At 44.6% G+C, this 22,793-nt stretch carries 22 protein-coding genes; all 22 read left to right on the forward strand.

The window, feature by feature from the left end:
- Positions 1 to 270: 270 nt before the first annotated feature.
- The 22 genes from waaF (Q8R38_01070) to Q8R38_01175 all read left to right on the forward strand — a co-directional run bounded on the left by waaF (Q8R38_01070) (position 271) and on the right by Q8R38_01175 (position 22,783).
- Positions 271 to 2,373 carry a lipopolysaccharide heptosyltransferase II gene (gene waaF, locus Q8R38_01070; protein ID MDP3790621.1) on the forward strand — a complete coding sequence of 701 codons (2,103 nt, stop codon included), beginning with the start codon at positions 271 to 273 and terminating at the stop codon, positions 2,371 to 2,373.
- Positions 2,370 to 3,479: a glycosyltransferase family 4 protein gene (locus Q8R38_01075; GenBank protein MDP3790622.1), complete on the forward strand. Its 1,110-nt coding sequence runs from the start codon at positions 2,370 to 2,372 to the stop codon at positions 3,477 to 3,479. Before waaF (Q8R38_01070) ends, Q8R38_01075 begins: the two co-directional genes overlap by 4 nt.
- The gene (locus Q8R38_01080) at positions 3,466 to 4,260 is read left to right on the forward strand and encodes a polysaccharide deacetylase family protein (GenBank protein ID MDP3790623.1); all 795 of its coding nucleotides are present in this window, start codon (positions 3,466 to 3,468) and stop codon (positions 4,258 to 4,260) included. Before Q8R38_01075 ends, Q8R38_01080 begins: the two co-directional genes overlap by 14 nt.
- Complete coding sequence (gene waaF, locus Q8R38_01085) at positions 4,254 to 5,279, forward strand: lipopolysaccharide heptosyltransferase II (protein ID MDP3790624.1); 1,026 nt, start codon at positions 4,254 to 4,256, stop codon at positions 5,277 to 5,279. Before Q8R38_01080 ends, waaF (Q8R38_01085) begins: the two co-directional genes overlap by 7 nt.
- Positions 5,276 to 6,253 carry a glycosyltransferase family 9 protein gene (locus Q8R38_01090; GenBank protein ID MDP3790625.1) on the forward strand — a complete coding sequence of 326 codons (978 nt, stop codon included), beginning with the start codon at positions 5,276 to 5,278 and terminating at the stop codon, positions 6,251 to 6,253. The genes waaF (Q8R38_01085) and Q8R38_01090 overlap by 4 nt, the downstream gene beginning before the upstream one ends.
- On the forward strand, positions 6,246 to 7,307 hold the full coding sequence (gene waaF / locus Q8R38_01095) for a lipopolysaccharide heptosyltransferase II (protein ID MDP3790626.1): 1,062 nt from the start codon (positions 6,246 to 6,248) through the stop codon (positions 7,305 to 7,307). The genes Q8R38_01090 and waaF (Q8R38_01095) overlap by 8 nt, the downstream gene beginning before the upstream one ends.
- A 50-nt stretch (positions 7,308 to 7,357) precedes the next feature.
- Positions 7,358 to 8,293, forward strand: coding sequence for a hypothetical protein (locus tag Q8R38_01100; protein MDP3790627.1), 936 nt, complete (start codon positions 7,358 to 7,360; stop codon positions 8,291 to 8,293).
- A gap of 4 nt (positions 8,294 to 8,297) precedes the next feature.
- Positions 8,298 to 9,305 (forward strand): D-glycero-beta-D-manno-heptose-7-phosphate kinase, encoded by a 1,008-nt coding sequence (gene rfaE1, locus Q8R38_01105; protein ID MDP3790628.1) that lies wholly within the window; start codon positions 8,298 to 8,300, stop codon positions 9,303 to 9,305.
- 21 nt (positions 9,306 to 9,326) lie between these two features.
- The gene (gene kdsB, locus Q8R38_01110; GenBank protein ID MDP3790629.1) at positions 9,327 to 10,073 is read left to right on the forward strand and encodes a 3-deoxy-manno-octulosonate cytidylyltransferase; all 747 of its coding nucleotides are present in this window, start codon (positions 9,327 to 9,329) and stop codon (positions 10,071 to 10,073) included.
- A gap of 12 nt (positions 10,074 to 10,085) precedes the next feature.
- Positions 10,086 to 10,910: a 3-deoxy-8-phosphooctulonate synthase gene (gene kdsA, locus Q8R38_01115; protein ID MDP3790630.1), complete on the forward strand. Its 825-nt coding sequence runs from the start codon at positions 10,086 to 10,088 to the stop codon at positions 10,908 to 10,910.
- Positions 10,910 to 11,869: a KpsF/GutQ family sugar-phosphate isomerase gene (locus Q8R38_01120; GenBank protein MDP3790631.1), complete on the forward strand. Its 960-nt coding sequence runs from the start codon at positions 10,910 to 10,912 to the stop codon at positions 11,867 to 11,869. The genes kdsA and Q8R38_01120 overlap by 1 nt, the downstream gene beginning before the upstream one ends.
- Positions 11,866 to 12,396 (forward strand): HAD-IIIA family hydrolase, encoded by a 531-nt coding sequence (locus Q8R38_01125; GenBank protein MDP3790632.1) that lies wholly within the window; start codon positions 11,866 to 11,868, stop codon positions 12,394 to 12,396. Before Q8R38_01120 ends, Q8R38_01125 begins: the two co-directional genes overlap by 4 nt.
- A 51-nt stretch (positions 12,397 to 12,447) precedes the next feature.
- Positions 12,448 to 13,341, forward strand: coding sequence for a lysophospholipid acyltransferase family protein (locus tag Q8R38_01130; GenBank protein MDP3790633.1), 894 nt, complete (start codon positions 12,448 to 12,450; stop codon positions 13,339 to 13,341).
- A gap of 1 nt (position 13,342) precedes the next feature.
- Positions 13,343 to 14,134, forward strand: coding sequence for an LptA/OstA family protein (locus Q8R38_01135; GenBank protein MDP3790634.1), 792 nt, complete (start codon positions 13,343 to 13,345; stop codon positions 14,132 to 14,134).
- Between the two features lie 3 nt (positions 14,135 to 14,137).
- Entirely contained in the window at positions 14,138 to 14,860 is a 723-nt protein-coding gene (gene lptB, locus Q8R38_01140) for an LPS export ABC transporter ATP-binding protein (GenBank protein MDP3790635.1), read from the forward strand.
- A 63-nt stretch (positions 14,861 to 14,923) separates the two neighbouring features.
- Complete coding sequence (tig, locus tag Q8R38_01145; GenBank protein MDP3790636.1) at positions 14,924 to 16,201, forward strand: trigger factor; 1,278 nt, start codon at positions 14,924 to 14,926, stop codon at positions 16,199 to 16,201.
- A 17-nt stretch (positions 16,202 to 16,218) separates the two neighbouring features.
- Positions 16,219 to 16,818 (forward strand): ATP-dependent Clp endopeptidase proteolytic subunit ClpP, encoded by a 600-nt coding sequence (clpP, locus tag Q8R38_01150; GenBank protein MDP3790637.1) that lies wholly within the window; start codon positions 16,219 to 16,221, stop codon positions 16,816 to 16,818.
- 23 nt (positions 16,819 to 16,841) lie between these two features.
- On the forward strand, positions 16,842 to 17,972 hold the full coding sequence (locus tag Q8R38_01155; GenBank protein MDP3790638.1) for an alanine--glyoxylate aminotransferase family protein: 1,131 nt from the start codon (positions 16,842 to 16,844) through the stop codon (positions 17,970 to 17,972).
- A 25-nt stretch (positions 17,973 to 17,997) separates the two neighbouring features.
- Positions 17,998 to 19,587, forward strand: coding sequence for a phosphoglycerate dehydrogenase (gene serA / locus Q8R38_01160; GenBank protein MDP3790639.1), 1,590 nt, complete (start codon positions 17,998 to 18,000; stop codon positions 19,585 to 19,587).
- Positions 19,588 to 19,606: 19 nt separating this feature from the next.
- Complete coding sequence (locus tag Q8R38_01165) at positions 19,607 to 20,845, forward strand: homocitrate synthase (protein ID MDP3790640.1); 1,239 nt, start codon at positions 19,607 to 19,609, stop codon at positions 20,843 to 20,845.
- A 17-nt stretch (positions 20,846 to 20,862) separates the two neighbouring features.
- Positions 20,863 to 21,495, forward strand: coding sequence for a hypothetical protein (locus Q8R38_01170; GenBank protein MDP3790641.1), 633 nt, complete (start codon positions 20,863 to 20,865; stop codon positions 21,493 to 21,495).
- Positions 21,496 to 21,508: 13 nt separating this feature from the next.
- Complete coding sequence (locus Q8R38_01175; GenBank protein MDP3790642.1) at positions 21,509 to 22,783, forward strand: adenylosuccinate synthase; 1,275 nt, start codon at positions 21,509 to 21,511, stop codon at positions 22,781 to 22,783.
- Positions 22,784 to 22,793: the final 10 nt, after the last annotated feature.

Here is a 22,793-nt window from a genome sequence, read left to right on the forward strand (position 1 = left end):
CTCAGGCTAATATTAAGAGAGCAAGAAAAAATATTGAAAAAATAGTAAATGATAATTTATGATTTGGGTAGATTTGGCAGGTTGGGAAGCACAAAGGATTTTGTAAGTGGCCATTGTAAAACCTAAAATTATAGTTATGTAAGCACAATAAAAATGTTAGGTCTTTTGTAATGACGAAAAACGGTTATATTTAACATTTTTCTTATAAGATTTTTATCTTATTTGTGCGAACATAACGAGTTTTAGGTTTAAAGGAAGCACGAAAAGTTTATGAACATATTACAGATATTACCATCACTGGAAGTTGGCGGGGTCGAGACCGGGACGATTGATCTGGCGAGGTACCTTGTAAAGAAATGCCACAAGGTGATCGTCATTTCGGGAGGCGGCCGGCTTGTAAGAGAGCTCGATAAGATGGGCGCGCGCCACTATACGTTACCGGTAGGGAAGAAGTCTATTTTTAATATGATACGCATGGTTCGCGCGGTGGCCGATATCATAAAAAATGAAGATATCGATATCGTACATGTGCGCTCGCGCGTGCCGGCGCTTATAGCGTTTATAGCTTCCAGAATGACCAATCGTGTATTTATGACTACCGCTCATGGTTACTACAAAAAAAGTTTTATGAGTAGCGTAATGGGTTGGGGCAGATTCGTGATAGTGCCATCCAATATAATAGCTAAGCATATGGTAAGCGATTTTGGCGTGCCCCATGATCGCATACGTTTTATTCCCCGCGGCGTGGATCTGACAAGATTCAAATTCAGGAATCCTAAGACGCATTCCTCAAAGGGTTTTACCGTGGGGATGATATCAAGAATAACGCCTTTAAAAGGCCATGCCTATTTTATAAAAGCGATATCTCTTTTATATCGAAAGATCCCCAATCTTAAAGTTGTAATAGTAGGCAGCGCCCCAAAAGAAAAATACAAAGAGGACCTGGATCTGTTAGTAAGAAGGCTCGGCCTTGCAAATATTGTGCAGTTTGTGGGCGCCAAAGAAGATATCCCATCTGTAATGAAAGACCTGGATTGTCTTGTATCCGCTACAATCACCCCGGAAGCGTTCGGCAGGTCCATTGTGGAGGCACAGGCGTCCGGTGTACCGGTGGTTTCGACCAGAGTGGGCGGCGTTGTCGATATCATAGAGGATAATAAAACGGGCCTATTCTGTGACGCGCAGGACCCGCGCGATATGGCCGATAAGATATCGAGGCTTTACCAGGACAGAGCCTTATGGGAAGAGTTTGTGATCCAGGGCAGAAAGCGCGTGGAGGATAATTTTAATCTCGATCTTATGATGACCAAGACTATTAGCGTATATGAAGAAGCCTTGAAAAGTTTAAATATTCTGGTGATAAAATTAAGCGCGATAGGCGATGTTATATTAAGCACGCCTTCGCTTCGTTCAATACGCGCAAAACACAAGGACTCTGTGATAAAGGTTCTCGTTGGGCTCCAGGCCAAAGAAGTGTTGGATAGATGCCCGTATATAAATGACAGGATAATATGTGACTTTAAGGGCAAGAATAAAGGCTTTATTGGGCTATGGAGGTTGTCAGAGGAATTAAGGAAGGGCTGTTTTGATATAGTAATAGATCTGCAGAATAATAAAAAGAGCCACATACTTTCATTTTTGTCTATGGCGCCGCTTCGCTACGGTTACGACAACGGAAAATTTTCTTTTCTATTGAACAAGAGGATAAAGGATGACGCGCCGTATCTGGATCCTATAGACCATCAGTTCAGGGTATTAAAGCTCGCGGGTATAAAACCTCTGGATAAACATCTGGAGATATGGCCTTCGCCTTCCGACGATGAAAAGGTAAGCGGTTTGCTCAATGAGAGCTGGATCAAATCAACGCAAAATATAGTAGGTATAAACGTGAGAGCCTCTTCGCGCTGGCTTTCTAAGAATTGGCCGGCTAAGTATATAGCCGAACTTTGTGACAGGCTCGCGAAAGAATTCAACGTGCGCACAGTGCTTACAGGGACTAAGGATGATATCCCTTTCATAGAAAGGATAAGCCAGAACACTTCCTCGAAACCTATAGTGGCCGCAGGTAAGACAGGCATGCTTGAATTGGCGAGCCTTATAAAAAGATGCCGGGCTTATATAACGCCCGATTCCGCGCCTATGCACATCGCCTCGGCCGTAGGCACCCCATTTATAGGCTTGTTCGGCCCTACGGATCCGGCAAGGCATATAGCGCCATCAAAAAAATACGTAGTAATGAAGAAGGATCTAAAGTGCAGCCCATGCTATAACCCGAACTGTTTGAAAAAAGTTAAATGCATGAAAGAGATAACGGTCGACGAGGTTTTTAAAGCTACCAAGGATATCTTAACCCAGAATGGCGCCGGACAATGAAAGTACTGCATGTAAATACGCACATGAATATAGGCGGTATCGGCCGGTATATACTTTCATTGTGCAATGCGATGAAGAAGATGGGGATAGATTGTTCCGTTGCCTCAAGCGGAGGCAACCTGGAAGATGAGTTAAAAGAAAACGGTATAAAGCATAAGTACATAGGTATAAAGACAAAATTTGAATTTGGCCCGAAAGTTTTTAGCGCGGTATCGCCTTTAGCTAATATAATTATGGAGGAAGGCGTAAATTTGGTCCATGCGCACACAAGGGTTTCGCAAGTTGTCTCTTTCCTGGCATCACGTAAAGCAGAGGCTCATTATGTATCGACGTGCCATGGTTTTTTTAAACCCAAATTATCGAGAAAACTGTTTGATACATGGGGAGAGAGAGTAGTCGCGATAAGTGAGCCTGTAAAGGCCCATCTGGAAAGAGATTTTGGTATAAATTCAGAACGCATAGGGCTTATACATAACGGAGTCGATATGGATAAATTCTCGAAAAATTTTTCGAACGACGAAATATCCAAACTAAAAAGATCAATAACGCTTAAAGAAGGCCCTGTAGTGGGGACTATTGGCAGGCTCTCCTCTGTTAAAGGCCAGAAATTTCTTATTGAGGCGATGAAGAACGTGATTTCTAAAAATAATCTGGCGCAATGTCTTATCATAGGTGAGGGGCCGGAAGAAGATGAATTGAAAAAGTTGGCCGTTGATTTGGGCATAGAAAATAACGTAAAATTCGCGGGCCCTATCTATAAAGACGCTAATATGTATCTTGCATGCATGGATGTATTTGTGCTGCCTTCGATAAAAGAGGGGCTGGGCCTTGCGCTGCTCGAGGCGATGGCCGCCGCAAGACCGTGCGTAGCATCAGATATAGGCGGAATAAGGGATATAGTTAAGGACAGGGATAATGGCATGCTCGTCCCTGTGGCCGATATCAGCGCGATGGCAGATTCTATATCGAAACTTTTGAGTGATAAGGCCGCCGCGATGCGGCTTGGGCAAAATGGAAGAGAGTTTGTGAAAGAAAATTTCTCAATTACCGTTATGGCTGAAAAGATGAGCAGGCTCTACAGGGAGGTAGTAAGTGGCAAACAGTAAGAAGCGCATATTATTAGTTGCCGCTACTACAATAGCAGTCCTGTTAATTGCCTCGATAGGTTATGTTGATGTAAAATCTTCCTCGGTCGTTCCGATATTAATGTACCATTCTTTTGAGGTTGAGGATCCCGGAACCACGCCCAATGTTACGCCCGAAATATTCCGTAAGCAGATAGAGTTTTTTGTTAAACATAAATATAATATAGTAGGTCTGGACAAGGTTGTAGTTTATATGACAAAAAAAGAAAAGATGCCTTCAAGGGCAGTCGCTATAACAGTTGATGACGGCTTGCGCAGTTTTTATAAAAATGCTTATCCTATATTAAAAGAGTACGGTGTGCATGCCGCGCTCTTTATGGCTGCGGATCGCGTAGGAGAGCCGGGTTATATGAGCTGGAAAGAGTTGCGCGAAGTCTCCGATTCAGGCTTAGTTATGGTTGAAAGCCACACGGCGTCGCATCCATGGCTTCCGACTATTTCTGTTGATGAAAAAAAACTGCATGAAGAAATTATAGGCTCTAAGGAGATTTTTGAGTACGGGCTACGAAAAAAAGTGGACTATATATGTTATCCTAACGGCGGATTCAATGACCTGGTAAAGGAGACGGCAAGATTGGCAGGGTACGAGGGTGCCTTTACAACCAATCCGGATAAGAAAAGCGCGATCAATGATATATACGCGATAAGACGGCTTAAGATGTCATCGTCGTCCAGGACCCCTCTGGTGATTTGGGGCAAGGTAAACAGATTTTATGCTTGGTGGAAGGAGACCAGATGGTAGGCGGTAGTAAAAAAATACTTATAGTAAACGTGAACTGGATAGGGGACGTAATATTTTCGACTCCGTTTATAAAGACCATCCGCGACGCCTATCCGGATAGCTATATAGCCTGCCTTTTACATCCGCGCTGTATCGATGTGTTGAAAGACAACCCGCGTATCGACGAGATAATAATCTACGATGAAGAAGGCGCGCACAAAGGCCTTATCGGTAAATTAAAATTAATAGCTTACTTAAGAAAGAAGAGATTTGATATAGCGTTTATACTGCACAGGTCATTTACAAAAGCGCTTATAACGTTTTTAGCTGCGGTTAAAGAGCGGGTAGGATATCCTACCAAGAAGCGCGGCATGTTTTTAACTAAACTTGTGGAGATTTCGGATGAAGAGATCCACAAGGTAGAGTATTTTCTTAATTTAGCCAGAGCATACGGGATAGCGGTAGGCGATGTCGCGTATGAATTTTTCGTAAAACAGTCAGACCGGCAAAAGATAAAGCAGTTTTTAAATGAAAATGGTATAGGCGATAAAGATCTTCTAATAGTGCTTTGCCCGGGCGGTAACTGGAATCCTAAAAGGTGGCCAAGGGAAAATTTCGCGCAATTAGCCGATATATTTATAGAAAGACTTAACGCGAAGGTGGTAATATCCGGAGCGAAAAAGGATATCGCGCTGGCAGAAGATATAGGAAGATCAATGAAGAATAGGCCGGTCATTTCCTGCGGCAAAACAGATTTAAAAGGGCTGGGAGCTTTGATGGAGCGCGCAAACCTGGTAGTGGCAAATGATACGGGTCCTATGCACATTGCCGTAGCGATGAAAAGTAATGTTATAGCGTTATTCGGGCCGACATCCGCTGGGCTTACGGGCCCTTACGGGAAGGGCAGTTATAACGTAATCTCGAAAAACGAAGAATGCGACGTCCCTTGTTATGATATGACATGCACAGATAACCGTTGTATGGCGCTTATAAAACCGGAAGACGTGTTTAAGGAAGCCCTAAAATTAATTAAACCATGAAAATAGATAAAGATCAGATAAAGCGAATACTCGTTATAACTTTGAGCAACATAGGCGATATTATTCTTACCACGCCTGTTATAAGGACGCTTTCAAAAGAGTTTCCATCTTCAAGAATAGATGTGATGGTAGGGCCAAATGGCAGAGATATTTTTAATAAGGATCCGCGGATCTTTAAGCTGGTCATATATGATAAGCATATATCTATAGTCGAAAAGAGAAGGCTGCAGTTAAAATTAAAGAGGTTAAAATATGATCTCGTAGTCGATCTAAAGAATACGGCCTTTCCTATTTTGCTGATGCCAAAGTATAGAACCAGCTCTATGCAGACATTTCCCAAAAGCATTATCCATAAAAAAGAAAAACACCTGTATAGGCTTCACCCGCTTGGGATGCAGAATATCAAGGAAGATTCATATATTTACATTCCGCAAGAGGATGAAAGATATGTGCAGAACCTGCTGGCGGAGTGTAATATATCCGATCCTATAGTTGTTATCAATCCGGGCGCTAAGAGCCACCTTAAAAGATGGACGGCCGAGGGATTTGCCAGTGTCGCGGATAGGCTGGCCAGCGAAAGCAGTGCGAGCATTGTCTTCATAGGCATGGGAGAAGACGGCGGGGTTGTTAGCGAAGTAACTAGAAGGATGAAGGGCAAATTTTATAACTTTACGAACAAGACCAATATAAGGCAGTTGGCGGCATTATTGAAAAGAGCGAAATTGCTGATAACAAACGATAGTGCGCCATTACATCTGGGTTGCACTATGGGAACAAGGGTATTGGCCATATTCGGCCCAACCGATCCTAAAAAATACGGCCCAACGGGAGAGCTTGACGCGGTTATCAATAAAAAGTTGTTTTGTTCCCCCTGCGAAAGTGCTGTATGTAAGTATAATCACGAATGTATGAAACTGATTTCGCCGGACGAGGTCTATGACTTTGCAAAGATGATGGTGGAAGGATATGAGTAAAATCCCAAATCCCAAATCCCAAATTACAAAGTACAAAAAAATTCTTATTGTCAGGACGGATAAGATAGGGGACCTTGTTCTATCCACACCTGTTATAAAGGCCGTGCGCGACGCGTATCCGGATAGCTACATAGCGGCGGTCGTCAGGCCTTACGCGCATGAAGTAATTAAGGGCAATCCGTATCTAAACGAGGTTATAACATATGAGAAGTCAAAAAAAGGCATGAGCATCTTAAGTGACCTCAAATTTATATTAGGGTTAAGAAAAAAGAAATTCGATCTGGCGTTTATACTTCACCCAAAAAACAGGACGCACATAATAATGTTTCTGGCCGGAATTCCCAAAAGGATAGGCTACGACAAAAAGCTTGGGATTCTTTTGACGAAGAGGATCCCGCATCTGAAGGAATATGGGCTGAAACACGAAATAGACTATACGCTCGATATAGTGCGTTATGCGGGTATTGAACCAAAAGAGAAGACCCTGCATGTGACCGCGGATGGGGCCGCAGAAAAAAAAGTGGACGATATTTTTGCCAAGAGCGGCATATCCAAGGACAATATGGTGATAGCGGTACATCCCGGCGCAAGTTGTCTTTCAAAAAAATGGAAAGTAGAGCGTTTTGCGAAGGTAGCGGATTCACTCGCCGAAAAGTATAATGCGAAGATTGTTATAATAGCAGGGTCTGTGGACAAAAAACTTGGAGACAGGACGGCGGAGCTGATGATTTCCGGCAATGTGAACCTGTCGGGCAAGACCACCGTATCGGATGTCGTAAGCGTGTTAAAGCGTTCGAACCTATTTATATCGAATGATTCAGGCCCAGTACATATAGCCTGCGCTGTGGGAACGCCGACAATATCTATATTCGGACGAAATGACAGAGGGCTTTCGCCGCAGCGCTGGAGGCCCATAGGCAAGAAAGACATAGCTTTGCATAAGGATGTCGGATGCAAATTATGCCTTGCCCATAACTGCAAGCGCGGCTTCGCGTGCCTGGAAGCTATAAGCGTAGATGACGTGCTTGCCGCCGCGCAAACAATATTGCGTTGACGAGGCTCGACGCCTTGTGATAAGATATTGATTCTTTAAGGATGTATTTAATGCAAAAGAGAGTAGACCTATCCAAAATAAGGACCATACGCCTTGATACTCGCAAGTGCAAGGTGTCCGTGAAGGACTTTGCGCACCTTGTAAAAAAGGGGTCGAGTTTTAAAGATTTTTACAATTCATTGCCCGCTATTCTCGCCGCCAATAATTTTAAAACTGTAGTAGACGATATCATTGCCGCCCACAAAAAGAAGAAGATGGTTATATTTATGATGGGCGCGCATGTAATAAAGTGCGGCCTGTCGCCGTTGGTCATAGACCTGATGAAGCGTGGTGTTGTAAGAGCAGTCGCGTTAAATGGAGCCGGCATAATACATGATACCGAGGTCGCTATGATAGGCAGGACGAGCGAAGATGTCGGTGAGGGCATAGTTGACGGCTCGTTCGGCATGGCGGAAGATACAGCTTCGTTTATCAACGGCTCGATAAACTATGGGTTTAGAAACGGCGTTGGTATAGGAGAGGCCCTTGGCAGCCGAATATTGAAGTCAAAATTTTCGTGCAAAGGTTTAAGCATTTTGGCGGAAGGTTACAGATTAGGCATACCGGTAACGGCTCATGTAGCGATAGGAACAGACATAATACACCAGCATCCCAGTGCGGTAGGGATGGCTATAGGAGAGGGGTCGCTTCTTGACTTCAAAAACTTTATCTACAGCGTTTCAAAGCTTGATGGAGGCGTGGCCGCCAATATCGGTTCGGCCGTGATTTTACCCGAAGTATTCTTAAAAGCGGTAACAGTCGCCAGAAATTTAGGATACAAGGTAGATAAATTTACGACGGCAAGTTTTGATATGATTAGCCAGTACAGGGTGCATCAGAATGTCATATCCAGGCCGACATCAAAGGGCGGCAAAGGGTACAGCATTATAGGGCATCATGAAATAATGATTCCGCTGCTTCACAGATCGATAATAGAAAAGATATAAAATTATGGAAAAACAGAATTTCAACAAGCTGAAACAGATAGTATCAAATTTTAAGGACGCGAACGTTCTGGTCATAGGCGACCTTATTCTTGACGAATTTATATGGGGAGACGTTTCCCGCATATCTCCCGAAGCGCCTGTGCCGGTGGTGTGGGTCAGACGTGAAAGTTTCATGCCCGGAGGGGCGTCAAATGTCGCGAATAATTTGAGAAGTTTGGGTGCGCACACCTTCATAGCCGGAGTGATCGGCGATGATGAAAGGGGCGCTATACTCAAGGGAGAGCTTGAGCAGAAAGGCATCGATACCGGCGGTATAGTCGTGGATGAGTCCAGGCCGACCACTCTAAAGACGCGCGTTGTCGCCCATCACCAGCAGGTTGTTAGAATAGATAAGGAGAAAAAGGACGCGTTAAGCGACGTGATGATATCGCGTATCATCGATTATACTAAAAAGATAATAGACAGTATAGACGCGGTTATAATCGAGGACTATGGCAAAGGAGTCATAACTCCTAAGCTGCTGAAGAGTATAGTGCCGTTAGCCAGATCGCGAAAAAAGATAATATCTGTCGACCCCAAAGAGGAACATCTGAAATATTATCAGGGGATAAGCCTTATCACTCCGAATAATCATGAGGCGTCCAAGGCCGTTGGCTTTGAAATAAAAGATAACGCGACATTAAAAAAGGCCGGTGAGGCCATGCTCAAAAAATTCAAATGCAAAATAGCCCTGATAACACTGGGCGAGAATGGTATGGCGGTTTTTCAGAAGGATAAACCTATGAAGCATATACCTACGGTGGCGCAGGAAGTATTCGATGTGTCCGGCGCGGGAGATACAGTGATAGCCTCTTATACGCTTGCGCTCGCGTCCGGAGCGAGTCCTGTGCAGGCGGCGCATATTTCTAACTGCGCGGGCGGCATTGTTGTCGGCAAGGTAGGTATCGCGGTTGTAACGCCGGATGAATTGATAGATAGAGTAAGAAAAGAATCCGGAATAATAAATAATTAAAAATCGGAGGAGTCAGTAAAAGTGAAAGCTATAGGGGTAATACCCGCAAGATGGGGTTCCACAAGATTTGAAGGTAAGGTACTGGCGGATCTTCTGGGTAAGCCGGTGATACAGCATGTTTGGGAGAGCGCGAAAAAGGCGAAGACGCTGGACGACCTTGTTGTTGCGTGTGATGATGAGCGCATAATGAAGGTTGTGCAGGAGTTCGGCGGGAAAGCGGTCTATACGTCCGTCGACCAGCCGTCCGGCACCGACCGGCTCGCGGAAGTAGTGAACCCTCTGGACGTGAAGATAGCGGTAAATATACAGGGCGATGAGCCGCTTGTTAAGCCCATCATGATAGATAATCTCGTGATGGCTCTTGAAGATGAGAAGACCGCGCAGATGGCGACTATGGTAAAGAAGATAGAAGACGAAGAAGAGCTTACGAATTCAAATGTGGTAAAGGCTATCTTTGATAAGAATGGATACGCGATATATTTTTCGCGTTACGCTATACCGTATAATAGGACAAACAGCGTCGATAAAGATAAGAAGCCGGTATATTATAAACATATAGGCATGTACGCGTTTACCAAGGACTTTTTATTCACATTCAGAAATCTGCCTAAATCATCTCTCGAAAACGCGGAAAAACTTGAACAGCTGCGCGTGCTGGAGTATGGTTACAAGATAAAGATAGTTGAAACGAAGTTCGATACAATCGGTGTTGATACGCATGAAGATCTGTTGAGAGTAAAAGAGATGATGTTGTCTGAAAGATACTAAAGGTAAAATATAATGCAGTCTACCAAAGAGATAAAGATAGGCAATGTAAAGATAGGGGCGGGTAATCCGCTTGTCCTTATCGCGGGGCCATGTGTTATAGAATCCGAATCAAGCGCCGTAAGGCACGCGAAGGCGTTAAAAGATGTAACGAGGCGGCTTGGAGTGCCTTTTATATTCAAATCAAGTTACGATAAAGCGAATAGATCCTCCGTGAATTCATTCAGGGGCCCCGGACTTAAGAAGGGATTGAAGATACTGCATAAGATAAAAGAGGAATTGGCCCTACCCATCCTTTCCGATGTACACTGCAAGGAAGAGGTTAGGGAAGCTTCAAAGGTGCTGGACGTAATCCAGATACCGGCTTTTCTCTCAAGACAGACGGATCTGATATTGGCGGCGGCCAATACAGGCAAAGTAGTCAATATAAAGAAGGGGCAGTTCTTAGCGCCCTGGGACATGCGCAATGTAGTTAAGAAGATAGAGTCGAGCGGAAACAAAAAGATAATTCTTACCGAAAGGGGAGTAAGCTTCGGTTATAATAATCTTGTAAGTGATTTCAGGTCTGTGCTGATAATGAAAGAGATGGGTTATCCGGTTGTATACGACGCGACTCACTCTGTCCAGATGCCGGGGGGGTTAGGGGATAAATCCGGCGGTGAAAGCAAATTCATACCATATCTATCGATGGCCGCGGTTGCCTGCGGTGTCGATGGTATCTTTATAGAGGTACACGAAAATCCTTCAAAGTCATTGAGTGACGGTCCCAATATGGTAAAGCTCTCCGAGCTTGAAAAAATACTGATGAAGTTAAAGAAGATAGAAAGGGCGGCAAGATAATGGCTAAAAGAATAGCCAAAAATGTCCTTACGATAGAACGCGACGCTTTATCTGATCTGATAAAGAGGATAGACTCCGGTTTTGAAAAGGCTGTAAACGCCTTGTATAAAACAAAAGGGCGCGTGATAGTCACGGGAATGGGCAAGCCCGGTTTTATCGCGCAGAAGATATCGGCAACACTCTCTTCTACCGGCACACCTTCGCTGTATCTGCATCCGGCAGAAGCGTTGCACGGCGACTTAGGTAGAGTGACGAAGGAAGATATTATACTGGCGCTTTCAAATAGCGGCGAGACGGATGAAATAATCAAATTTTTACCTATTGTGAAGAAGATAGGCGCGAAATTGATCGCTATGGTCGGAAATACAAAATCCACACTCGCGAAGAACGCGGATTATATTATAAATACCTCGGTAAAGAGAGAGGCGTGTTCGTTAGGACTGGCTCCCACAACATCGACCACAGCAATGCTCGCCATGGGAGACGCTCTTGCGGTAGCCCTGCTTGATAAAAAAGGTTTTAAGGAGAATGATTTTGCTTTCTTTCACCCGGGAGGGATACTGGGCAAGAGGTTATTGTTAAGCGTAGGCGATATCATGAGGAAGGGCAGCGATAACCCTATAGTTAACGAGAATTGCCCTGTCAAAAGAGTTTTGCTTGCTATAACAAAGGCACGCGCGGGAAGCGCAAGCGTGGTTGATTTTAAGGGTAAGCTGATCGGAATATTTACCGACGGTGACTTAAGAAGGCACATAGAAGGCCAACCCGATCTTATTAATAAAAAAGTCAGGGACGTCATGACTAAAAATCCGGTAACTATAAGCAAAGACAGGCTGGCGGCGGAAGCCTTTGATATACTCCGATCAAAAAAGATAGACGAAATTCCGGTTGTCGATAACAAAAAGCGGCCTGTTGGATTGTTAGATGTGCAGGATCTGCTTAAAGCAGGGCTCGTATGATAAGTAAAGAGATCGTGGAAAAAGCGAAGCGCGTGAAGATGCTTATCAGCGACATAGACGGTGTTATGACCGACGGCCGTATAGTATACAGCATTTACGGCGATGAACTGAAATTTTTTGATGTCACAGACGGTTTCGGTATGTCGCTTTTGAACAGGGCCGGCATAAAGACCGTCATAATGACCGCGAAAAAATCCAGGATAGTGAAGATGCGCGGCCGCGATTTAAAGGTGGCAAGAGTGTATGCCGGGTTCCTGGATAAGATGATACCTTTTAACGACCTATTAAAAAGATTCAAGATTAATCCCGAAGAGATATGTTTTATAGGGGATGACCTAATAGACCTTCCGGTATTGAAGAGGGTGGGCTTTGCCGTATCTGTGCCAAACGCTATGGAAGAGGTAAAAGTAGCCGCGCACTACGTTACCTCAAAATCAGGCGGACGCGGCGCTGTGCGCGAAGTCTGCAATCTTATCTTAAAGAGCCAGGACAAGTGGGACCAGGCCACAGCCAAATACTTCAAGTAGCATCCATCCGCCTTGACATTGTAACCTTATTATTATATATTTATATGGTTTATGAAATATAAGTATAGGAGGTATTATCTATATTACCTCGGAAGGGTTGCCGCGTTTTTAGTATATTTACTGCCTATGAGCGTCAGTTCGGCGATTGCCGCTTTTTTCGGCAGATGCGCGTTTTTCCTTCTTCCCAAATATAGAGATATAGCCATAGATAACCTTACTCACGCTTTTGGCGCGGAAAAGACACCGCGCCAGATTAAGGATATCGCGATTAAGGTATTTGAAAATCTCGGCAGAAACGCCGCCGAGCTTATCAATTTTCCGAAGATAAAAGAAGATAATATAGACCGCTTTGTTAGCGTAGAAGGCCTTGATACTGTAGACGGATCTTTCGCAAGAGGTAAGGGTACCATAATACTGGCATCCCACTTCGGTAATTGGGAGCTTTTGGGGCTGACATTCCGCGTTAAAGGCTATCCGGGCTCTACCATAGGCCGGAAGATATATTTTTATAAATACGACAACTGGCTTAATAACCTGCGAAGGGCGCGGGATATCAATGTCATCTACCGTGATGAGTCGCCAAGGAAGATGCTAAGGGTGCTGAAGGATAACAAGATACTTGGCATAGTCGCGGACCAGGATGTTGATTCGGTCGAAGGCGTATTCGTGAATTTTTTCGGGAGGCCCGCTTATACACCAGTGGGTCCGGCGGTGTTGGCTCAAGCTACAGGAGCCAGCCTGATACCGACTTTTGTGATCCGCGAAGGCAATCGTCACCGTTTTGTTGTAGAAAAACCGGTAGAATTGATAAATACCGGAAATAAAGAGGCGGATATAGTAACGAATACTCAAAAATGGTCGGATGTTGTAGAATCGTACATAAGACGCTACCCGGAACAGTGGGTATGGGTGCATAAACGCTGGAAGACCAAAAAAGAAAGTTAAAATGAAAAAATATTTATTATTAGGATTGCTTATAACGGCCTTTATATCCACCGGCTGCGGCAAGAAAGAACCGCCCAGGGTGGAAGACGCCGCGTCTTCGAGCGATACTCAAGAGGCAAGCTCTTCCGGAGCGAAAAAAGACGGTGTAGAGCATAAGGTGCTTTCTTTTAACCTCGAAGGCCTTACCGACAAGGGAGAAAAGAAGTGGGAGGTTATAGGCAGGACAGCCCGCTCCATATCAGAAAATGAGATAAGGCTGGGCGATATTATCGCTAAGACATATGGCGATCAGGAAGCTGTTATAACCGCGGATCAGGGTGTATACGATAAATCGAAGAATAATGTCAGGCTTGAAAAGAATGTAAAGGCGACTATAGAGAATGCCGGTTCGGTAATGAAAGATCAGATAGGTTTTCCGATAGATACTGTCGCTTCAGAAAAAAAAGATCTTCCAGGTAACAGGAAGAAGATAGTGATTACCTGTGACGGAGAGGTGGAATTCGATTATGCAAAGAACCTGGCGTATTTCAGGAAGAACGTAAAAGTAAGAAGTGAAGACGGTGACATAGACGCGGACAGGATAACCGTTAATCTGGATCCGAAGACGAAGAAGATAAACGATATAGTTGCTGATGGGCGGGTAAAGATCACGCAGAAAGAGAATGTGGCCTACAGCGACAACGCTAAATATAGCGAAGCGGATAAGAAAGTTCTATTGAGCGGAAGCCCCAAGATAGAGATGGCTCAAGACACCGGTGATAGTTTTGTAAAAGACAGATTCCCAGAGAGGTAAAATATGCATCTATTAGAAACGACCGGTTTGGTAAAGGTGTATGGTAAAAGGTGCGTCGTTGATTCTGTAGATATAAATGTCAAGAGGGGCGAAGTTGTTGGGTTGCTCGGCCCAAACGGCGCCGGCAAAACTACCACATTTTATATGATAACCGGCCTGATACAACCTGACCGGGGCAGAATAATATTTGACAGGCAGGATATTACCGGTACGCCGATGCATATACGCGCGCGTTCCGGGATAGGGTATCTATCCCAGGAGCCGTCCATATTCAGAAAACTGACCGTTGAAGAAAATATCATGGCCGTTTTAGAGACGCTCGATTTTTCTCCCCGCGAAAGAAAAAGAAGATGTGATGAGTTATTGGGTGAGCTTAAAATAAGCCACTTGAGGAAGAACATGGCATATACGCTTTCGGGCGGAGAGAAGAGGCGTGTTGAGATAACGAGGGCGCTGGTAACGAATCCTATGTTTATTCTTCTGGACGAACCTTTTAGCGGCATAGACCCGATAGCCGTGGGCGAGTGCCAGGAGATAATAAAAGAGTTGCGCGACAAAGGGTTGGGCATACTCTTAACCGACCACAATGTGAGAGAGACGCTCACGATATGCGACAGGTCGTACTTAATGGCAGATGGAAGGATATTGATTTCAGGGCCAAAGGAAGATCTAATATCAAATCCCAGGGCCAGAGAGATATACTTAGGCGAAAAATTTACGATGTAAATTAAGCACCTTTGTGATATAATCTACACTTCCCAAAAAAAGAAAGATAAGGTAAAAGATAAGATGAAGTCAAAAGTAAAACCGATAGAAGAATGTACGACGCTTTTTGAGATAGAAGTGCCCAAAGAGACTATAGATCAGGCGTTCGAAGAGGCATATGCCCAGATAACAAAGGTGGCTTCGTTGCCGGGTTTCAGGGCGGGAAAAGTACCCAGGGATCTCGTTAAGAAGCATTTCGCTAAAGAAGCCAAGAAGGATGTCATAGACCGTGTGATATCGGATGCCTACCAGAAGGCCCTCGAAGAGCACAAGATAGAGCCCATAGGTTTCCCCGACATAACCGACCTGGTGCTGGAAGAAGGCAGTCCGATGTCTTTTAAGGCCAGTGTAGACACGCGCCCGAAGTTTAAGATTAAAAATTATAAAGGTATTCAGGTTGACAAGAAAAAGGTGCAGATTAAGGACGAGGACGTAAAAAAAGCTATAGATAATCTTCGTGAGTATACGGCGAAATATGTAGCCGTCGAAGACAGGCCCGCGCAGTGGGAAGATTATATCGTAACCGATCTTGAACGCTCCATCGAGGGTAAGCCTGGGTGCGAGAAGAAGGATAATTTCTGGCTGCTGCTTGATAAAGAGTCCCTGCTAAGCGGATTAACGGAAAAAATAATAGGCATGAAGAAGGGCGAAGAACGCGATATAGAAGTTAATATGCCGGAAAAATATCCCGATAAGGATTTGGCCGGTAAAAAAGCGAAGTACCATGTAAAGATCAAAGAGATAAAGTTGAGACAGTTGCCCAATATAGATGACGATTTTGCCAAGGATCTGGGTAAGGAAAATTTAGAAGATCTAAAAAAAGAGATAGCGGCGGAGTTGGAAAAAAAGATGAAGTCGGATAGCGAGATAGCTACGGAGAACCAGCTCCTCAATAAGCTCATGGATGAGAACAGCTTTTCCGTGCCGTCATCTTTGGTTAACAAACAGATACGCCTTATGACGGAGAACGCGAAGGCGAAACTTACGCAAAAAGGATTCAGCAAAGAAGACCTCGAAAAAAAGAATGAAGAATTTACGGGCCGGTTCAAAGATGACGCGGTAAGGCAGGTCAGGCTTCTGTTTATTCTGGACAGGATAGCTACCAGCGAAAATATAGATGCTGACCAGAAGGATCTCGATAGCGCGTACAAGTCGATATCCATTCAGTCGGGCAAGGGCGAACAGGAAGTAAAAAGTTATTACGAAAAAGAGGGGTTGGTAGATAATCTTTTGGAGAGGATAAGAGAAGAGAAGACGATAGAATTCTTACTCAAGTCCGCTGACGTAAAAGAAAAGGATTAACCTTAAGGAGGGGCCAGATGAGCGTATTAGTTCCTATGGTAATTGAGACTACGGGAAGAGGCGAGAGAGCTTACGATATCTACTCCAGACTGTTAAAGGACAGGATAATCTTTGTAGGCACCGCGATTGACGATGTGGTCGCCAATCTTATTATCGCTCAATTGCTTTTCCTGCAGATGGAAGAACCCGACAAAGAGATATCGATGTATGTAAATACGCCGGGTGGTTCTGTTACCAGTGGGCTCGCTATATACGATACAATGCAGTTTGTTAAGCCGGATGTGAGCACTTATTGTGTTGGCCAGGCCTCAAGCATGGGAGCGCTATTGTTGTCGGCGGGTACAGCCGGTAAGCGCTACGCTCTTCCGCATTCACGTATAATGATACATCAGCCTTGGGGCGGCGTGCAGGGTGCCGCGGCGGATATAAGCATACAGGCCCAGGAGATCTTAAGGCTGCGCGCGAGATTAGAAGAGGTGCTCGCAAAGCATACGAAGCAGCCGCTGGAAAAGATAAAGAAAGACACTGACAGGGACTATTTTATGTCCGCGGAAGAGGCAAAGGCTTACGGAATAGTGGATGAAGTTATAGAGAATATCGCAAAGAAGAAGAAGTAATTTAGCTATTAAGAGAGGACGACATGAGTAAGAAGTATTTGATGACGCCCGGGCCTACACCGGTACCAGAAGATATACGGCTTGAGATGGCAAAGCCTATAATTCACCACAGGACAAAGGAATATCAGGCCATATTCAAAGACGCTACGGAAGGCTTAAAAAAGATATTCAAGACATCTAATGATGTGTATACTTTTACGTCCAGCGGTACGGGAGCCATGGAGGCGTCTATAGCGAATGTTCTTTCGCAAGGTGATAAAATAATAGTGGTGCGCGGCGGAAAATTCGGTGAAAGATTTGGCGAGATAGCCAAAGCATATGGCGTGGAACCGATAAATATTGATGTCCAGTGGGGTTCTGCACCTAGTCCGGAATTGATAAAAGATACCTTAAAGAAGAACCCAGGCGTTAAGGGTGTGTATACAACGCTCTGTGAAACATCTACCGCCACAGTATTTGATATAAAAGCTATCGGCGAAATTGTGAGGGGTACCAATGCTTTGTTTGTGGTAGATACGATAAGCGGTCTTGGCGCGGATAAATTTGAAAATGACGCATGGAACGTTGATATAGCAGTCTGCGGTTCGCAAAAAGGCTTAATGATACCGCCAGGACTTGCTTTCTGTTCTGTCAGCGAGAAGGCATGGAAAGCTGTCGAGAGCTCTAAAATCCCGAAATTTTATTTCAATTTCAAAAAGTATAAGAAGGCTTGGATGGATACCGATACACCGTTTACATCAGCGATAACACTTGTTATAGGGTTGAAGAAGGCGGTGGAGATGATAAATAAGAAGGGCATAGACAGCGTTATAGCCGAGCACGATGCCCAGGCCCGCGCGTTCCGTGATGCATGTAAAGCGATTGGGTTAGGTGTATTCTCCAAATCGCCTTCATCGGCGGTCACAGCTATTAATACACCCGTTGGCATGGATGCGGATAACCTAATAAAACTTTTAAAGACCGAATTTGGGGTAACATTTGCCGGGGGGCAGGAGAGCCTTAAAGGCAAGATATTCAGATGCGCTCACATGGGCGGCATAGATAAAGAGCATACTATAGAGTCGGTAAAGGCGCTTGAGCAGGCATTAATAAAGCTGGGGCATAATTTTAAAACAGGAACAGCCGTGGCGATAGTAGAGAAAGCACTGCGGTAAACTTTTAGATAATAGGGAGAAGGTTATGCCATACAAGGTTCTTATAAGCGATTCGCTTTCCAAGGAGGCTGTAGAGATCCTCGAGAAAGAGAAAGATCTTAAAGTAGACGTTAATACAAAGCTTACGCCCGAGGAGCTCAAGAAAGTCATAAAAGATTATGACGCGCTGTTAGTCCGCTCCAGCACTAAAGTCACAAAAGACGTAATAAACGCTGCGGATAAGCTCAAAATAATCGGTCGCGCAGGGGTAGGATTGGATAATGTCGATGTTGAAGCTGCTTCCAAGAAGGGCATTATTGTAATAAATACTCCCGGCGGTAATACTATATCTACAGCCGAACATACATTCTCGATGATGTTATCGCTTTCCCGCCGCATACCGCAGGCTGACCTATCTATGAAAAAAGGCGAATGGGAAAGAAAGAAATTTATGGGCGTCGAACTCTATGGTAAGGTGCTTGGCATTGTAGGACTTGGAAGAATAGGAACAGAGGTGGCGAAGAGGGCGTTAAGTTTTAATATGAAGGTCGTGGCATATGATCCGTATCTTTCGTTCGAAAAAGCCAAAGAGCTTGGAATAGAATCTTCAGACCTGGATAATCTATTAAAAAAATCCGATTATATTACGGTCCATACACCTCTTACAGATGACACAAGGCATGCTATTTCCGATAAGCAGTTTGAGATGATGAAGAAGGGTGTGAGGATAATAAACTGTGCCAGGGGCGGTATTATAGATGAAGCCGCGCTTATCAAGGCCATAGAATCCGGTAAAGTAGCCGGAGCGGCGATGGATGTATACGAAGAAGAGCCGCCGGCGAAAGATTCGAAACTCTTAAAATTGGACAAAGTTGTTTTAACCCCTCATCTTGGCGCGTCGACCGAGGAGGCGCAGGTCAATGTAGCCATAGATATAGCGAATACGGCCCGCGATATACTTTTGGGCCGCTGCATAAGAAATGCAGTAAATATGCCCTGTGTGGACCCGGAGGTATTTAAGGTTATCGAGCCCTATTTAAAGCTTTCGGAAAAGATAGGTTTGATAACAGCGCAGATAGTTGAAGGCCATATTAAGAAGGTTAAGGTAAGATACGTAGGAGATATATTAAAGTATGATCTTTCGCCCTTTACGGTATCTGTTATGAAGGGTATGCTTACGCCGATATTGCAGGAGACAGTTAATTTTGTAAACGCCCTGGTGATAGCCAAAGAGCGCGGGATAAGCGTAGTTGAATCAAAGACCACGGAAATCCAGGACTTCGCGAGCCTTATAATAGTGGATGTCGAGACAGACAAAGCCAAGAGCATGGTGGCAGGAACTTTGTTTACAAAGACGGACCTGAAGATAGTGAAGGTAAATGAGTTTTGGGTCGACTGCGCACCTGAAGGGAATATGCTATTCGTATTTAACAAGGACGTTCCCGGCATCATAGGAGAGATAGGAACGATATTCGGCAAGAATAATATAAATATAGCCAGTGTCTCGTTTGGAAGAGATGTCAAAGGCGGTAAGGCTGTGAGCGTATGGAATGTCGATAGCGATGTGCCCAAAAAAGTGCTGGACGATATTAGAAATGCTAAGAATATACAGGAAGTGAAGTTAGCAAAATTATAATAATAGAGGGGTGTGATAAATGAAGAAGCAGGGCAAGATTTACATACTTGATGTTACGAACAGAGACGGTGTGCAGACATCCAGGCTGGGTCTGGCAAAACTACAAAAGACGATGATCAATATCTACCTGAATGAAATGGGTGTCGCGCAGTCTGAGTTTGGTTTTCCGGTTACGCGCCATGAAACAAATTATCTTAACGCCAACCTTGAGCTTGCTAAGATGGGTGTGCTAAAGCCTATAGTTTTAAGCGGCTGGATCAGGGCGATAAAAGAAGATGTCGAAAAGGCGTGCAAGATGACGAAGATCGAAAATCTTAACCTTTCGATATCTACATCCGATCAGATGATAGGTGGAAAGTTTCAGGGTAAATATACAAAAGATGATGTTATAAAAGAGATGACGGAAGCCGTACGCACCGCGCGTAAGCTCGGTGTAAAACTTATCGGCGTAAATTCCGAAGACGCCTCAAGGACACGCATAGACTATCTTATAAAATTTGCCAGAGCCGCGAAGAAAGCAGGCGCTGACAGGATCCGCTATTGTGACACGCTTGGGTATGACGACCCATTTTCGATTTATGACAGGATAAAGATCCTGGCAGAGGAAGTTAAACTTCCCATAGAATTGCATTGCCATAATGATCTGGGTATGGCCGTCGCCTGTTCGGTTGCGGGCGCGAAAGCCGCCATAGATGCGGGTGTAAACGCTTATATCAATACCACGGTCAATGGCATGGGCGAAAGAGCGGGTAATGCCGATCTGGTGAGCGTAATACTGGCGATAAAATATTCCAGCGGTCTGCGGGATAAGTATATTTTGGACGAGAGAATAAAGCTCTCCTGCGCATGGAAGATAGCGAAATACGCATCATATGCTTTTGGTGTGCCGCTGCCGATAAATCAGCCGGGTGTGGGGGCCAATGCTTTTGCGCACGAATCCGGTATACACGCGGATGGCGCTTTGAAGGATAGAAGAAATTATGAATTGTATGATTTTGAAGAGCTGGGCCGGGGAGAACCAGAACTGATAGAGACCGGCAGGCAGATTACCGCCGGAGAATATAGCGGTATAAAAGGCTTCAGGAACGTTTATGAAAAGCTCGAGATAAAATTTAAAGATGAAAAAGACGCCGCAAAGATCCTGGAGCTTGTTCGCTATGCGAACGTCCACACCCAGAGGCCTCTCACAGAAGATGAGTTAAGGTTTATTGCGACCTATCCAGAAATCGCGCGTAAAATATTTACGATGACCCCATAATATAAGGAGGGTGAGTCATGAGGAAGATGCTTTTTTTTGCAGCAGCTATGATTATTGTATCGGTTCTGTTTTTAGATATGGCTAAATGCGAAGAAAAAAAACAATCCGGTCAGGCGCCTGAAAGAATGAGCGTGCTGGACAGGATCAAAAAAAGTTATAACGATTTTAGGAATCGCGGCCAAGTGAAAAAAGCGAGCGTTCCTGTGCCGGCGCCTATAGCCAAAAAAGAAGAGAAGAAAAAGCCCGCCACCAAAGAAGAATTGCTGCAAGATATTAAAGATGACCTCAAGACGCAGGAAGAGATACTTGAGGCTATGCCTTCTCTAAAGGCGGAAAAAGACAGCGAAGGAAAAGTGTTCTACGCATTCAATGGCGTAAAAATAGATGACATGAGCAAGGAGGAATTGGAGCAGCTGTTCAGCAAAGTTGGGCAATTAGCTGTAAAATTCAGGACAGAAAGAATACAGAGGCAGTTAGATACGGTAAGACAGGCTAATCAGGGCGGGCCGGGTAGAGTCCCTGTGGCAGCGCCTTCCGCGCCTCAATCCCTGCGTGCCCCAACGCTGCCAGCACCCCCAAGAGCATCGGCACCACCGCCAGCTCCGCCAAGAGCATCGGCACCACCGCCAGCTCCGCCTTCGCGAAGGTAATGGATAATAAAATATGTCAAAAAATATAGCTATTATAGGAGCACAGTGGGGCGATGAAGGCAAGGGCAAGGTTATAGATATCTATGCCAGGAATGCGGACTATATCGCGAGGTATCAGGGTGGTAATAACGCGGGCCATACCGTTGTTATAGGCAAAGATTCTTTTGTTCTACATCTTATCCCGTCGGGAATATTGCATAATGGCAAGATATGCGTTATAGGTAACGGTGTTGTCGTTGATCCGAAAGCCCTTCTCGAAGAGATCCAGATGCTGGAATCCAAGGGTATTAAAGTGGATTCCAGGCTTTTCGTAAGCAAAGATGCGCATATAATATTTCCTTATCATAGAAAGTTAGATGAGCTTCGTGAGGCGAAGAAAAAAAATATAGGAACAACTAAGAAGGGCATAGGGCCGTGTTATGCCGATAAAGTCGCGAGACTTGGAATAAGGTTCGTCGATCTTTTAAATGATGATATATTCAGGGAGAAGCTTCGCGCTAATCTCGACGAAAAGAATCCTATCTTCTCAAAGATTTATAACGTAGAGGGGTATTCATTTGATGAGCTGTATAAGGAATATGCCGATTATGGTAAGAAGGTAAGGAAGTATGTATGCGATACGGCGGTTATGCTGAACGACGCGATAAAGGCAAAGAAGAGAGTATTGTTCGAAGGCGCGCAGGGCACGCTTCTTGATGTGGACCATGGCACATATCCTTATGTAACATCCTCGAATTCAACGGCAGGTGGAGCCGCTACCGGAACCGGCGTGGGTCCGACAAAGATAGATAAAGTAATAGGAGTTGTGAAGGCCTATACCACCAGGGTCGGGGAAGGGCCGTTTCCCACAGAATTCGGGGAAGATCTTATGGACAAGATACGTCAAAAGGGCAGGGAATTCGGCGCCACTACAGGCAGGCCGAGAAGATGCGGATGGTTTGACGGCATCGTTGTAAAACATGCCGTTATGGTAAACGGCCTTGACGAGATAGTAGTCACAAAATTAGACGTTCTCGATTGTCTCGATAGTCTTAAGATATGCACAGCATACAAATTCGAAGGCAAGCTTTATAAGGATTTTCCATCGGACGCAAAGTTGCTGAATAATTGCGAGCCGGTTTATGAAGAGATGCCAGGATGGAAGACGGATACCACAGCGGTTACATCGTATTCGGGCCTTCCGAAGAATGCCAAAAAATATCTCAAAAAGATACAGAGCATACTTGGCACTAAGATAGCTCTTATCTCTGTCGGATCAGACAGAAAGCAGACATTTTCAAGTGAATAACCTTCTTTAA

This window comes from Candidatus Omnitrophota bacterium (assembly GCA_030695905.1).
Classification (GTDB): domain Bacteria; phylum Omnitrophota; class Gorgyraeia; order 2-01-FULL-45-10; family 2-01-FULL-45-10; genus CAZHPY01.